We start from the raw sequence: 13364 nt of genomic DNA, 5'->3' as shown, positions 1-13364 counted from the left end.
GCGGGGAGGGCCGGTCAGCCCACCTTGGCGAGCGCGTTGGCGAGTCCGGTGGTGGACCGCGCCGGGTGGTAGGGAACCGTGAGGCAGCGGCCGCCCCAGCTTTCCACCAGGTCCGATTCCGGGAGCCGGGCGCCCTTGTAGTCGCCGCCCTTGACCCAGATGTCCGGGCGCAGCCGCTCCAGGGCGGCCTCGGGGGTGTCTTCGTCGAAGACCAGCACCGCGTCCACGCACTCCATGGCGAGCAGCAGCTCGGCCCTGTCGAGCTGGCCGATAATGGGACGTTCCGGGCCCTTGAGCCGCCGCACCGAGTCATCCGAGTTCAGGCAGACGATCAGGCAGTCCCCCAGCTCGCGGGCCGCGGTGAGGGAACGGACGTGGCCTGCATGGAGCAGGTCGAAGCAGCCGCCGGTGGCCACCACGGTTCCGCCGTTCTGCCGGACCGTCCTGGCCAGCAGCAGCGGCTCGGTGGGGCGGCGCTTCGCCCTGAGGGACCGCGGGTCGGATGCTGCGCCGTCCGTTTCAGCGTCCTGCCCGGCAGGACCAGTGGTGCGGTCGGGAAGCGCCGCCACCCCGCCGGCAGCGAGGAAATCGGCGGCGTCGTGAACCGCCAGGCCGGCGGCCTCCTCCAGGCTCCGCCCGGCCAGCAGGTGCACGGCCAGGCCCGCTGCGAGCCGGTCCCCGGCGCCGCAGGGATCCCCCGCTTCCACCCGGGGAGCAGGCACGGTGAGCGGCTCCTGGCCATCGCGGCGCAGCAGGACGGCGCCTTGCTCTCCCCGGGTGACCAGCACCGCGTTGCTCTGCCAGTGGTCCAGCAGGATGCGGCCCGCCTCTGCGGCATGGTCCCCGGACCCGTCCTTTCCGCCGGCTGCCCCCTTGTCCGCTGCTGGCTGCGGGTCCTTGGGTGCCAAGGCCTGGGCGGCCCTGACCGCTTCGGACAGGTTGGGCGTGGCCACTGCCACGCCGGGCACCGGGTCCGGACCGGACGGATGCGGATCCCAGATGACGGGCACCTTCCGGGCCAGCCTGGTGAGGAGTTCGCGGAGCCGCGGGTTGGCGGCCACTCCCCTGCCGTAGTCCGCGACGATGATCACCCCCGCCTGCTCCACGGCGCTGAGCATGGCGGGGTTGACGTCGGGTACCGGCGTCTTTTCGCACCCCTGGTCGAAGCGCACCAGGGGGTGCGAGCCTGCCCGCACCCGGGTCTTCACCGGCGAAGGGTAGCCGCTGGGGCCTGCCACGAGCCGCACTCCGGCGAGGTGCTCCCTTAGCTGCCGCCCGGCGTCGTCGTCGCCAATAACCGTCACCAGGGTGACCGGCCAGCCGTCCTCGGCCAGCATCCGGGCCACCAGCCCGGCGCCCCCGGCACGACGGCGGACGCCCGAGACATCCACCACGGGAACCGGAGCATCGGGGCTGAGGCGGGTGGCCTCACCCGAAAGGTCAACGTCCAGCATGACGTCGCCCACCACCACGATCCTCATGGCCGGCCACCTCCCACCGTGGGACTGCGGCGGGCCACCTCGAGGTCGAAGGCCCGGCACACGGCGTGCAGCGCGATCAGGTGCCCTTCCTGGGCATTGGCGTTGAGGGCGTCGACCATCACGGCCTCGTCGCAGGCATCGGCCAGCGGGTTGGGGCCTGTTCCGGTCAGCGCCCACGTGGTCACGTTGAGCCGCGCTGCCGCCTCCGCGGCGCGCAGCAGGTTGGAACTCTTGCCGCTGGTGGACAGCAGCATCAGCACATCGCCGGAACGGGCATGCGCCCGGACCTGGCGGGCGAACACCTCGTCGTAGCCGTAGTCATTGGCGATGGCCGTGACGGCGGAGGATTCCGCGTGCAGGGAGATGGCGGAGAACGGGACGCGTTCGCCGTCGAACCTGCCCACCAGTTCGGCGGTGAGGTGCTGTGCCTCGGCGGCGGACCCGCCGTTGCCGGCGGCGAGGAGCCGCTGGCCGCGCAGCAGCCGCTGGGCGAGCTCAACTCCCCAGGCGGCGAGGCGGCCGGACTGGCTGCGGAGCGATTCCAGCGCCGGAACCACGTTGTCCAGGTGGCTGCGCACGGCATCGGCACTGTCCGGGTCGACAAAAGCCGCCCCAGGCAGCACGGCGGGCAGCGCCGGCGCGGTGGCCAGCACCCGCAGGTCGGCTTCCCTCAGGGACCATTCAGCAGTCACAGCGCTGCTCCTTCCATGGGTATGGCGCCGGCCGGGGTCTCCGCCACGGCGAGCTGGTAGGCCTTCTCCGTTTCGGCGGCCACCCGCTCCCACGAGTACCTGGTGCGGGCACGCACCTGGCCGGCGTTGCCGAGTTCGGTGCGCAGGTCCGGGTTTCCGAGCAGCAGCGCGAGCGCCGAGGCGATCGCTTCCGGGTCCCGCGGCGGCACGTGCAGGCCGGTGGCGTGGTCCACCACGGTGTCCCGCAGGCCGCCCACGGCAGCCGCCACCACGGGGACGCCGCAGGCCATCGCCTCCAGCGGGACGATGCCGAACGGCTCGTACCAGGGCGCACAGACCACGGCGTCGGCGCTGCGGAAGATCCCGGGCATTTCGGCGCGGGACACCTGCCCCTGCAGCGAGACCTGGTCCGCGACGCCCAGCTCGGCAGCGAGGGCCAGCAGCCGGCGCACCTCCGGGTCCGCGTGCAGGACGCCGGAATCCCCGCCGCCGCCCACAATGAGGAGCTCGACGTCGTCGAACCCCGCGGCACGCAGGTGCGGCAGGGCGCGGATCACCAGGTCGACGCCCTTGCGCGGCACCAGCCGGCCCACCGAGAGGACCCGGTGGCGCCGCTTCCGGGCGGCAGCGGGTCCCTCAGCCGAGAAGAAGCCCAGGTCCACGCCGCAGGGGGCGATGGAGATCTTGCCCGTGGTGATGCCCATGGCCTTGAGCTCAAAAACCTCATCCGAGCAGGTGGCAATGATCCTGTCCGCGGAGCGCCCCACGCCGGGCTCCAGCCAGCGGCGTTCGGTGGGACTGGTGTCCTCTGCGCCCTGGTGCCGGCGTTTCACCGTGCCGAGGGCGTGGAAGGTCTGGATCACCGGGACGCGGTATCCCGCGTCGGGCCGGCGCGCAGCGTCAAGCGCGGCAAGACCGGACATCCAGAAGTGGCCGTGCACCACGTCCGGCGGCCGCTGTCCCCAGTCCCTGGCCACACCGTCCGCGAGCTCCCCCATGTAGGGAAGCAGCTCATCCTTGGGCACGTGCCGGGCGGGGCCGGCATCGACGTGCACAACCTCAAGCCGGCGACCCACCCGGACCCTGGCGGGAAGCTCCGTTGCATCCCTGCGGGTGTAGACGGTGACGTGGTGGCCCCGCTTGGCGAGCGCTTCGGACAGCGCGGCAACATGGACGTTCTGTCCGCCCGCGTCCACTCCGCCCAGGGCCGCCAGCGGACTGGCGTGCTCGGAAATCATGGCGATTTTCATGGGGTCTTCCTCTCTGGCGCCGGGACAAGGATCCGCTCGTCCGGGTGCTCGTTGACGGAGTGACGGGGCCGGCTCCGCAGGTCCGCCAGCAGCTCATCCCAGCGGTCCTGGAACGTGCCCAGGTTGTAGCGTTCCAGCGCCGCCTCACGGGCGGCTGCGCCCCGCCGTCGTGCTTCATCCGGATTGGCGACCAGCCTCTGCGCACAGCGGAGCAGCTCGTCGATGTCGGCGGAGACGGCGCCGGCCTCCGGCGGCACCGCCCGCGGCGCTTCGGTGGTGGCCAGCGCCACCACCGGCATGCCCAGGTGCATGGCTTCCAGGAGGGACAGGCCCAGGGACGTCCAGCGCATGGGGTGCACGTAGACCCGGCAGCGGGCCAGTTCCCGGTGCAGTTCCTGCGTCTTCAGGTCGCCCCGGGCCGCCAGCCGGGACGCATCGATGCCGGTGGCGGCGGCGAGCCCGTCCGTCTTCATGCCGAAGACCTGAAGGGGCGCCACCGAGGCAAAGGCCGGCAGCAGATCGGTTCCGGTCACCCGGCCGCGGCGCACCGGCTCATTAACCACAACGCCCAGCTCGGCCAGCTCCCCCGTGTACAGGTGCCCGGGGTCCGGGATCCCGTGCTCAATGACGGTGGCGGGAGCCGAGCCGTTGTCCCAGGCCAGTCGGTTGAAATGGGTCACGTGGACCACCGGGATGCTGTCCTGGTCCGCGAGCGGATGGCGGGTGTTCGGAAAATTGCCCTTGGGGGTGTTGTGCTCCACGTACACCGCCGGCAGGTCGCGGCCCGGGGTCCGCCCCAGCAGCCGGGACACCTCCGCAATCTCTTCCGGGCGCTGAAGCACGACGGCGTCAACGGCGTCGGCGTCGAGCGTTGCCAGGTCCACCTCCCGCACTGAAGGCGGCCAGTCCCTGCCGGCACGGCCAAGTCCCCAGGCACCACCTTCCAGCAGGACAGGAAGCAGGTACTCATGACGTCCGCGCACAAACGCGTCCGTCCAGGAACCGTGGACATGCCATAGCAGGATTCTCATCTGTTACGGGCCTTTCTACGGGTGCTGACATGGGTGCTGAAGGAGCTCACTCCGCCGATCAGCCGTTCGACGGCGGCAACCACCTCCTCGGGCGAGACGGAGTCGAGGCAGGGATGGCCCGGGACCGGGCAGACGCGGGCGCGGGTCATCCGGCAGGCCGCGTTCTGGTCGCCCAGCAGTTCCAGCGGCACCCCGTACGGCGCCCAGCGGATGGCGGGCACCACGGGCGAAAACAGGCACGCCACCGGAGTGCCCACGGCGGCTGCGAGGTGGGCGGGGCCGGTGTTCCCGGTGACTACCGCGTCGGCCCCCGCCATGACACCCGCCAGGGTTGAGAGGTCGGTCCGTCCGCCGAGGTCCAGCGCGGAAGGGCCGGCCACGGTGGCGGTCAGTGAGGCCTCGTTGGGGCCGCCCGTCACCACCACCCGGCGTCCCGCGCCCTGAAGCAGTTCGACGGCCGCGGCGTGGTGCAGCGGCGGCCACGCCCTGGCCGGGACGGCAGCCCCCGGATGGACCACCACGTAGGGTTCGGTGCCCACCAGGTCCCGTACATCGGGGACGGACGCGAGGTGGAGCTTGCCGTCGTCCCCGGCCGGCAGCCGGAACCCGGCGGCCTCCGCGATGCCCAGCGCCCGCTCGGCCTCGGGCTGGTCCTCCGGGAAATCCTCACCGGGCTTGAGCCTGACATCCAGCAGCGACCCGGCGTAATCGGTGGACGCCCCGGTGATCCGCTCCACGCCGGCCAGCCTCAGCAGCAGGGCCAGCGGCAGCGGGGACTGGTGGAAGGACGTGAGGATGACCGCTTCGGTGATCCGTGAGTTGCGGACGAAATCGATGAGCCGGTCCGCGTGGGGGCCGGTCATCTTCGGGGCGGGGTTCATGATCCACGGGCTGTCCCAGCTGTACACCTCCGCGGCGCCGGGCAGCAGCGCAGCCGCGGCCTCCCCCTGCCGGCCGCACAGCATCACCACGTGGTTGGCGCCGCTGCCGTCCGGAACCCTGCCGTGGGCCACGGCCCGGACCGCGGGCCCGGCCAGGAGGACATCGCCCATGCTGTCCAGGCGTGCAACCAGCACGCGGCCCATCAGGGCGTCCCCTGCAGCAGGCCGACGGCGGCCGCCAGGTCAGGGGCGACCAGCCGCGCCGCTGCCACCTCCTCAGCCCGGGTCACCGGGGTGGGAACCAGCACGCCTGTTGCTCCGGCAGCCTCCGCCGCACGGACATCCGCCCCGATGTCGCCGATGAGTGCTGCCTCGGATTCGGCGATGCCCAGCTTCCGGCAGGCGCTGTGGACCATTCCGGGCTGCGGCTTCCGGCAGGCGCAGCCGTCCTGCTCCGAGTGCGGGCACACTTCCCACACATCGAAAGGCCCCAGCAGTTCTTCCACCCTGGCATTCACGCCCGCCACATCGGCTTCAGTGATCAGGCCCCGGGCGATGCCGGACTGGTTGCTGATGACGCCGGTGGCGATGCCCTCGGCCCGGAGGCCGTCCAGCACGGCTTTGGCACCCGGCACCGGCCGGACCAGTGCCGGGTCCCCGTTATAGGGCACATCGACCACCAGGGTTCCGTCCCGGTCGAACAGGACAGCGCGGAACTTGGACGTTTCGGGGCTTTCCATAAGCACCCTGTTCCCTCCTCCTGCTGCTCCTAAACAGGGCCGCAGGCTTTTCCCGGCTTTCGGACCGGAAAGATCCGAGCCGCTGAACAGGCAAGATACGAAATTCGCGGGTTTGCTGCTGCTCCTTCAGCCCCGCCGCGGAGACACTTTCCATGGCAGGCGTACGGTCATTAGGGGACTAAACGGTCCTTGGCTTGGCACCCAACCGGCGGGTGTGGGAGGCCGGGCCGGAAGCCCTGCCACCGCGGACGGCACGCAATGATCCTGCGTTGCCGCCGTCCTGGGCAGTGCCGGGACGGGAGCTGTTTTCAAGCCGCCGCTGGAGTTCCACCAGGACGCGGGCCAGCCGGCGCGAAACCTGCATCTGGGACATGCCGAGCCGCTTCCCCAACTGCACCTGGGTTTCCTCGCAGAAGTAGCGGCGGTACAGAAGCTCCCGGTCCGCGGCGTCCAGGTCCTGCATCGCCTCACGCAGGCAGGCAAGGTCCTCCAGCCGCTCCAGCGGCGTTTCCGGGCAGGCCAGCACGTCGCCGATGGGCGGCGCGTCCGAGTTGGGGTTGACGGCGTCAAGGGAATCCGGGTGCATGCTGCTGGATGCCGAGATGGCTTCTTGGACTTCCGCCGGGTCCGTCCCCAGCTCTCCGGCCAGTTCCTCCACGCTGGGGTTCCTTCCCAGCGCCTGGGTCAGTTCCGGCTCGGCGCGGAAAAGCCTGGTCCGGAGGTCCTGGATATGCCTCGGCGGCCGGACCACCCAGGTCCGGTCCCGCAGGTACCTCTTCAGCTCACCGGTGATGGTGGGGGCGGCGTAGGCGGGGAAACTTTCGCCCTTGGACTGGTCAAACCCGCGGGCTGCCTTCACCAGGCCAAGGTAGGCCACCTGGTTCAGGTCCGCCCGTTCGCGTCCGCGGGCCTCGAACCGGCCGGCAAGGGCTTCCGCGAGATCCAGGTAGCTGAGGACCAGGTCGTTTTCAAACGTTTCCCGCAGTTGTCCGGAAGCGGTGGTTGAGGGGTTTCGATGCGGGAGTTCTGGTTGTTCCCGGCGGACTGGCGTAGCATCCACGGCAAGCGCGGCGAAGTATTCGGGCATTGTCGATGGTTCCCTCGGTCTGGTTCCGAAAGCCTGCGGCAAGACTTAGAAGTAGGAAATCATAAGGTTGCTTATAAAACAATCCTTCCCCCTATAGGCTCAACACGTAAGCGGAATCAGCACACCCCCCGCCGGAGGAGCCTTTTCATGCGCATCGCCATCACCGGAGCCAGTGGAAACGCAGGAACAGCGCTGCTACGGAACCTGCAGGGCCACCTGTCCAAAAAACCGGGAAGCCTGGAGGTGGTTGGCATGAGCAGGCGGCTTCCGGACACCACCAGGGAACCGTATTCGGGCGTGGACTGGCACACCCTGGACGTCGGCCTGGAGCGGGACAAGCCACTGCTGGAGGCAGCGCTCCGCGGAGTGGACGCCGTGGTCCACCTCGCCTGGCAGATCCAGCCCAACCGGGACCTCGAGCAGCTCTACCGCACCAACGTCACGGGCACCAGAAATGTTCTGGCGGCAGCCAAGGCGGCAGCGGCCAAGCAGGTTGTCTGCGCCTCCTCAGTTGGCGCCTACAGCAAAGCCCCCAAGGACAGGCGCACGGACGAATCGTGGCCGGCAGAGGGCATGCCGGGCTCGCATTACAGCCGGCACAAGGCCGAACAGGAAAAACTGCTGGATGAGTTCGCGGCGGCCGAGCCGGGGATCTCCGTGGCCAGGCTCCGGCCGGGGCTGATCTTCCAGCGCGACGCGGGCAGCGAAATCGGCAGGTATTTCCTGGGACCTGTATACCCGCGGCTCCTGCCGGCCCGGCCCCGGATTCCGCTGCTGCCCGCACCTGACGATCTCATCTTCCAGGCGGTCCACGCCGACGATGTGGCGGAGGCCTACTGGCGGGTCATCGACCAGCGGGCCAGCGGGGCGTTCAACATCGCGGCCGAACCCGTCCTCACGCCCCGGGAACTGGCCCGCATCCTGGGCGCCCGCAGGATCCTTCCGATTCCCATGGGACTGCTTCACAGGCTGGTGGGGCTGGCCTGGTGGCTGCGCCTCGTGCCCACCGATTCAGGCTGGGTGGAAATGGCAGCCGGGGCACCGGTGATGGATACCAGCCGGGCCCGCCGCATCCTGGGATGGGAAGCGCGAACCTCATCTGTCGACGCCGTCAAGGAAGTCCTCGAAGGCATGGGACAGGGGAAGGGCATTAGCCCCTCCCCTGTCCTCAAGCCGCGTAAACCCTGACCGGGAGCCCTATCGGGGGCCAGCCGGAGGTCATTGGCGGGCTAGATACCGGTCCGCGGGTTCTCGCCGTCCCGGCGTGCCGCATCCTCCCGGGCAGCATCCCGGCGTGCCGCTTCCTCACGGGCAGCATCCATCCGGTCCCGGTCCACATGCGTACCCTCCTGGCGCTCAGCGCGTGCGTCGCCGGCCGCGGCACCGACGGGGCCGGCGGCACCACGGGCATCATCCCGGACGGCGTCCCGGCGGACCCCGTCGCTGCGGACGGCGTCATCCCGGACGGCGTCATCCCGGACGGCGTCATCACGAACAGTGTCGTCACGGACACCGTCACCACGGGTATCCCGGTCCCGCGCAGCTCCGTCCCGTCCGACGTCGGGATCCACCTCGTCCGCCCTGCGGGTATGGTCCGCAACATCGGCGCGGAGCGACTGTGCTTCCCGGGCTGTCGCGTCGGCTTCCTGCTTGAGCCGTGCGGCATTTACCTGCGCCTGCTCTGCGTCAGCACGGGCACGCGCAGCCTTGGCCTCGCGCTCCCGGGCATCAAGTTCCACATTTTCTGCCTCGCGGCGGATTTCGGCTGCCTGTTCCCGGTGGGCTTCATCGCGTTTTTGCTGCATTGCCTTCCGGCGCCTTCCGGTTGCCAGCAGCAACACAATAAGGACGAGCACAACAATGGCCACTACCACCCAAACCCATGGAGCTGTTTCCAAACTACCCACCACTTTCCACTTCGATGTCCGGGCAGGCCTGCGCCATTCCGGCTGACGTTTCTGGAACCGTTATAACTCGCTTAGCAAGGGTACTTACTTTCCATTAGTAATCATGCTTATTATTTTACGGCCAGTATTGCTGGTTCTTGATCAACAGCCGGCCTTCTTGGAAAGAGAGAGCGAAGATGACAGAGAACCAATGGCCCGAGGATCCCGCCTACACGGCTCCCCCGGCCTCAACGGGTGTACCGGGCGAGCGGACCGCCACTACCTTTCCAGCCGCCGCCACTCCGCCGGCCGGGGTGACGCAGACCGGGGTGACGCAAACCGGTGACACCGCCGGGGCGTCCCGCAAGGACGCGGCAAAGGAAGAAGCAGCGGACGTAGCCCGCACGGCAAAAGATTCGGCCCAAAGCGTGGCGCAGACGGCCAAGAGCGAGGCTGCCAACGTTGCTGCGGAGGCGAAGTACAGCGCGCAGGACCTGCTGCACCAGGCGAAGACGGGCCTGACCAGCCAGGCCGGCACGCAGCAGCAGAAGGCAGCCGAGGGCATGCGCTCTATCTCCGGCCAGCTGCGGAGCATGGCGGACGCCCCGGACCAGCAGGGCATGGCCAGCGACCTCATCCGGCAGGCCGCCGAGCGCACCTCCTCCATGGCCACGTGGCTGGAAAACAGGGAGCCGGGTGACCTTCTGACAGAGGTCCAGCGGTTCGCCCGGAACCGTCCCGGGACCTTTCTGCTGCTGGCAGCCGGGGCCGGCGTCCTGGCCGGCCGCCTCACCCGCGGCCTCACCGCAGGCGCCCCGGAATCGTCGTCCGGAACACGCCGCAGTGCCGGCCTTGCCGGGCAGTACTCCGGCACCCCGTACGGCGACCAGTACAGCGAATCGTACGCACCTGCCGGCGGTACCGTTCCGCCACCTCCGGTCCAGCTCCCCGGCCCCGCCACCACCACGGCGGGGTACGACGGCGGCGCTCCCGGCGGCGGTTACGCCGAACCCGTGCGTCCCGCCAGCGCCCTGGATAGCCCGCAACTGGTGGAAGAACCATGGTCGGGCAACCGGATTGCTGACGATCCCCTCCGCGACCGCGACCTTGCGGACGACCCCATGCCGGGAGACCCGCTCACCCGTGACCGCAGGGCGGATGGCCACACTGGCGGCTTGTGATGAGTAGCCAGATTCCTGAGATGCCGCCGAGTGAGGCGCATCAGAAGGCCGATAACGCCTCCCTTGGCGAGCTCCTGGGTGATGTGACCCGGGACCTGTCCACCCTGATGCGCCAGGAAGTGGAACTGGCCAAGGCCGAACTCAAACAATCCGCCACCCGCGCCGGGAAAGGCTCCGGCATGCTCGCCGGCGCCGGCGTGGCCGGACACTTCGTCCTGGTCTTCCTGTCCCTTGCCCTCATGTTCGCCCTCGGCGCCCTGATGCCGCTTGGCTGGGCCGCCGTGATCGTCGCCGTCCTCTGGGCCATCATCGCCGCGGTCCTGGCCAGCATCGGCCGCAAGGAACTCAAGCAGATCAAAGGCCTGCCCCAGACCGGCGAAACACTCTCCGAAATCCCCCCAACCCTAAAACCAGGTGAGGTCAACCGATGAGCGAGAACCCCGACGCAATCCGCCAAGACATCGAAGCCACCCGCGCCCGGCTGGGCACCAACGTGGACGCCGTCGCGGACAAAGTCACCCCGTCCAACATCGTCCACCGCCAAACCGACAAAGTCCGGGACGCCGTGACCGGGGTCAAGGAGAAAATCATGGGAACAGCAGACCACGCCACCACCCGCGTCCAGAACACCATGCACACCGGAACCGGACACACCAGCGACGCCCTGCACCACACCGGCGACACCCTCCACGACGCCAAGGACAACGTCGCCGCCCGGCTCTCCGACGCCGGCACCGCCGTGTCCCACGCACCGGACCAGGTCAAAGCCAAAACCCAGGGCAACCCCCTCGCCGCAGGCCTGATCGCCTTCGGCGCCGGGATGCTAGTCTCCTCCCTGATCCCGCCAAGCCAGAAAGAACGCGAAGCCGCGGACCAGCTCAAAACCGCAGCCCAGCCCCTGGCCAACCAGGTCACCGAGGCCGCAAAAGACATGGCCCAGGACCTCAAGGAACCCGCCCGCGAAGCGATGGAAAACGTCAAAGCCACCGCCACCGACGCAGCCCAAAACGTCAAAACAGAAGGCCAACACGCCGCCACCGACGTCAAGGACCGCGCCACCGACGCCAAAACCAACGTCCAAAACACCTGAGCCCGGGCCCCGCGGCAACGCAAGGCAACTGCACCAGAAGACAGGCCGGTTCCGCACCCCGCGGAACCGGCCTGTCCGTTTCAGCCCCTGATCGAGAGGACACATCATGGCCACTCACGACGCATCCGAGACCAGCACAGCCAAGGCAGGACAGGCGCCGGATCCGAACGACTCCAGGAAACCGGACAACCTCCGGGACGTGGACAAGCCCTCCTGGAAATACGTCCTCAAGAAGACACTGCGCGAGTTCAACAAGGACCAATGCACCGATCTCGCCGCAGCGCTGACGTACTACGCCGTCCTGTCGCTGTTCCCGGCCATCCTGGCCCTCGTGTCACTGGTCGGGATCTTCGGCGATCCGGAAAAGACCACCACTGCCTTGCTGGACATCGTCCGCGGTTTCGCCCCCGCGGAGACAGTCAATACGGTCAGCGGCGTGGTGGAAGACCTGGCCAACGCGCCGGCGGCAGGGCTGACCCTGGTCATCGGTCTTGCCACCGCCCTGTGGTCGGCATCGGGCTATGTTGGCGCGTTTGGGCGGGCCATGAACCGGGTGTACGAGGTGGATGAAGGCCGGCCGTTCGTGAAGCTGCGCGGCACCATGCTGGTGGTCACCCTCCTGGCAATTGTCATCATCGCGATCCTCGCCGGCATGCTGGTCCTGAGCGGTCCGGTAGCAGAGGCAGTGGGCGGCCTGATCGGGCTGAGCGGCGTCTTCCTCGCCGTCTGGAATATAGCTAAATGGCCGGTCATGGTGGCCCTCATCATCGTCATCATCGCCGTGCTCTACTACGCCACTCCCAACGTCAAGCAGCCCAAGTTCAAGTGGATGAGCATGGGCTCGGGCATTGCCCTGTTCGTCTTCCTGATTGCGTCCCTTGGCTTCGGGTTTTACGTGGGCAACTTCGGCAACTACAACAAGACGTACGGCGCCCTGGGTGGCGTGATCGTTATGCTCCTGTGGCTCTGGATCCTGAACTTGTCCCTGCTGTTTGGCGCCGAGTTCGATGCCGAACTCGAACGCGGCCGCCAGCTTGAGGCCGGCATCGAGGCGGAAGAAACCATCCAGCTGCCGCCAAGGGACACCAAGAAGAGCGAAAAGCTCCAGGCGCAGGAGGAAGAAGACATCCGGGTTGGCCGCGAACTGCGTGAGAAGTACAGCGCGCAACATGGCGACGGCACGGAAAACCAGGATGAGGATGACAACGACCGGCAACAGGAAACGGAGCCGCACCGAGACCGGGTAAAGGACAAGGTGCGGGACCGCGCCAGCCACCGGGAGTCCCCCGGCGGCGGGGAACACGGCAACCGGTAGTCACAACCGGCTGCTTCCAACGGAGGGGTACAGCGTCCGCTGCAGGGCGCTGTACCCCTCTTTGTGCTTGACGGCCGTTCCTCGTGCGGCGCGCTCAGGGCGTGCGCCGCAGGTACTAGGCAGGACCTCCAAGATGGGGGAAAATTATAGGTAGGTCCAGTTGAAGATCCCGGGTTTGGCAAGGGCCCGGGGCAAGGCGGGGCCGGCGGTGAGATGGCCTCCTCTGAGACCGAGGCCAGTCCCCCCAGTCGCCGTCGGCCCCCTCGATCCGCGCACTTGGCAGCGCCTCAATTCGGTGGCCTAACTGGACAAAGTGATCCGTACTGCAATACTTTCTTGATTACTCTGCTGGCCCCGGTCCCCGGTGCCGGCAGGGCCGCTGAAGCAGATACGGCGGCATCACGGTCGACCCTAATGAGCGGACATGCCTGCTAACCACTTTGAAGAATTTCTTGCCGAAGCAGTTGTTCCGGACAGGGAGCCCGGCCTGGGCCTTGGACGCGACGAACTTTACGGCCTCTACACCAGCTGGTGCCTCATCCATAAAGCACAGCTTCAGTCACCGGATGCACTCTGGGACGCCCTCGCGGAACACGGAATCAACCCGGACAGCAACAACCTGTCCATGACCGGGCCGGCGGCCGCCGACTACATCGTGGCCAGCGCACCGCCGCTGGTCTGATCCTTCCGGTTTCCACGTATGTGCAGGTCAAGGGCGGGACAGCCCCTG

General features: G+C 68.4%; 14 protein-coding genes. 6 read left to right on the top strand and 8 right to left on the bottom strand.

Annotation, left to right across the window (positions count from 1 at the left end; translation table 11 throughout):
• Nucleotides 1-14: 14 nt before the first annotated feature.
• The 7 genes from ACJJV6_RS10340 to ACJJV6_RS10310 form a co-directional block, all read right to left on the bottom strand.
• On the bottom strand, nt 15-1481 hold the full coding sequence (locus ACJJV6_RS10340; protein WP_407708859.1) for a PfkB family carbohydrate kinase: 1467 nt from the start codon (nt 1479-1481) through the stop codon (nt 15-17).
• Entirely contained in the window at nt 1478-2173 is a 696-nt protein-coding gene (locus tag ACJJV6_RS10335; protein ID WP_407708858.1) for an SIS domain-containing protein, read from the bottom strand. The genes ACJJV6_RS10340 and ACJJV6_RS10335 overlap by 4 nt, the downstream gene beginning before the upstream one ends.
• A complete protein-coding gene (locus ACJJV6_RS10330) occupies nt 2170-3423 on the bottom strand; it encodes a glycosyltransferase (RefSeq protein ID WP_407708857.1) in 1254 nt (417 codons plus the stop codon). The genes ACJJV6_RS10335 and ACJJV6_RS10330 overlap by 4 nt, the downstream gene beginning before the upstream one ends.
• Complete coding sequence (locus tag ACJJV6_RS10325) at nt 3420-4454, bottom strand: glycosyltransferase (protein WP_407708856.1); 1035 nt, start codon at nt 4452-4454, stop codon at nt 3420-3422. Before ACJJV6_RS10325 ends, ACJJV6_RS10330 begins: the two co-directional genes overlap by 4 nt.
• Nucleotides 4451-5539 carry a glycosyltransferase family 9 protein gene (locus ACJJV6_RS10320; protein ID WP_133348732.1) on the bottom strand — a complete coding sequence of 363 codons (1089 nt, stop codon included), beginning with the start codon at nt 5537-5539 and terminating at the stop codon, nt 4451-4453. The genes ACJJV6_RS10325 and ACJJV6_RS10320 overlap by 4 nt, the downstream gene beginning before the upstream one ends.
• Nucleotides 5539-6075 carry an HAD-IIIA family hydrolase gene (locus ACJJV6_RS10315; protein WP_354177092.1) on the bottom strand — a complete coding sequence of 179 codons (537 nt, stop codon included), beginning with the start codon at nt 6073-6075 and terminating at the stop codon, nt 5539-5541. Before ACJJV6_RS10315 ends, ACJJV6_RS10320 begins: the two co-directional genes overlap by 1 nt.
• Nucleotides 6076-6253: 178 nt before the next feature.
• Complete coding sequence (locus ACJJV6_RS10310; protein WP_407708855.1) at nt 6254-7162, bottom strand: sigma-70 family RNA polymerase sigma factor; 909 nt, start codon at nt 7160-7162, stop codon at nt 6254-6256.
• A 147-nt stretch (nt 7163-7309) separates the two neighbouring features.
• Here ACJJV6_RS10310 and ACJJV6_RS10305 point away from each other — a divergent pair, with 147 nt between their 5' ends.
• Nucleotides 7310-8350: an NAD-dependent epimerase/dehydratase family protein gene (locus ACJJV6_RS10305; RefSeq protein WP_407708854.1), complete on the top strand. Its 1041-nt coding sequence runs from the start codon at nt 7310-7312 to the stop codon at nt 8348-8350.
• A 41-nt stretch (nt 8351-8391) separates the two neighbouring features.
• Here the strand turns inward: ACJJV6_RS10305 and ACJJV6_RS10300 are convergent, their stop codons facing one another.
• A complete protein-coding gene (locus ACJJV6_RS10300; RefSeq protein ID WP_407708853.1) occupies nt 8392-8967 on the bottom strand; it encodes a hypothetical protein in 576 nt (191 codons plus the stop codon).
• Between the two features lie 278 nt (nt 8968-9245).
• On the opposite strand from ACJJV6_RS10300, the gene ACJJV6_RS10295 reads away from it, so the two are divergent.
• The 5 genes from ACJJV6_RS10295 (at nt 9246) to ACJJV6_RS10275 (ending at nt 13316) form a co-directional block, all read left to right on the top strand.
• Nucleotides 9246-10229 (top strand): hypothetical protein, encoded by a 984-nt coding sequence (locus ACJJV6_RS10295; RefSeq protein WP_407708852.1) that lies wholly within the window; start codon nt 9246-9248, stop codon nt 10227-10229.
• Nucleotides 10229-10660 carry a phage holin family protein gene (locus tag ACJJV6_RS10290; RefSeq protein ID WP_407708851.1) on the top strand — a complete coding sequence of 144 codons (432 nt, stop codon included), beginning with the start codon at nt 10229-10231 and terminating at the stop codon, nt 10658-10660. The genes ACJJV6_RS10295 and ACJJV6_RS10290 overlap by 1 nt, the downstream gene beginning before the upstream one ends.
• Nucleotides 10657-11319 carry a DUF3618 domain-containing protein gene (locus ACJJV6_RS10285; protein WP_407708850.1) on the top strand — a complete coding sequence of 221 codons (663 nt, stop codon included), beginning with the start codon at nt 10657-10659 and terminating at the stop codon, nt 11317-11319. Before ACJJV6_RS10290 ends, ACJJV6_RS10285 begins: the two co-directional genes overlap by 4 nt.
• A 106-nt stretch (nt 11320-11425) precedes the next feature.
• Nucleotides 11426-12634, top strand: a complete 1209-nt coding sequence (locus ACJJV6_RS10280; protein WP_009359628.1) for a YihY/virulence factor BrkB family protein — start codon at nt 11426-11428, stop codon at nt 12632-12634.
• Between the two features lie 424 nt (nt 12635-13058).
• The gene (locus tag ACJJV6_RS10275) at nt 13059-13316 is read left to right on the top strand and encodes a hypothetical protein (protein WP_009359627.1); all 258 of its coding nucleotides are present in this window, start codon (nt 13059-13061) and stop codon (nt 13314-13316) included.
• Nucleotides 13317-13364: the final 48 nt, after the last annotated feature.

The sequence above is a fragment of the Arthrobacter nitrophenolicus genome, from assembly GCF_045833485.1.
Lineage (GTDB): Bacteria > Actinomycetota > Actinomycetes > Actinomycetales > Micrococcaceae > Arthrobacter > Arthrobacter nitrophenolicus.
This window is presented reverse-complemented; position numbering and strand designations above follow the sequence as displayed.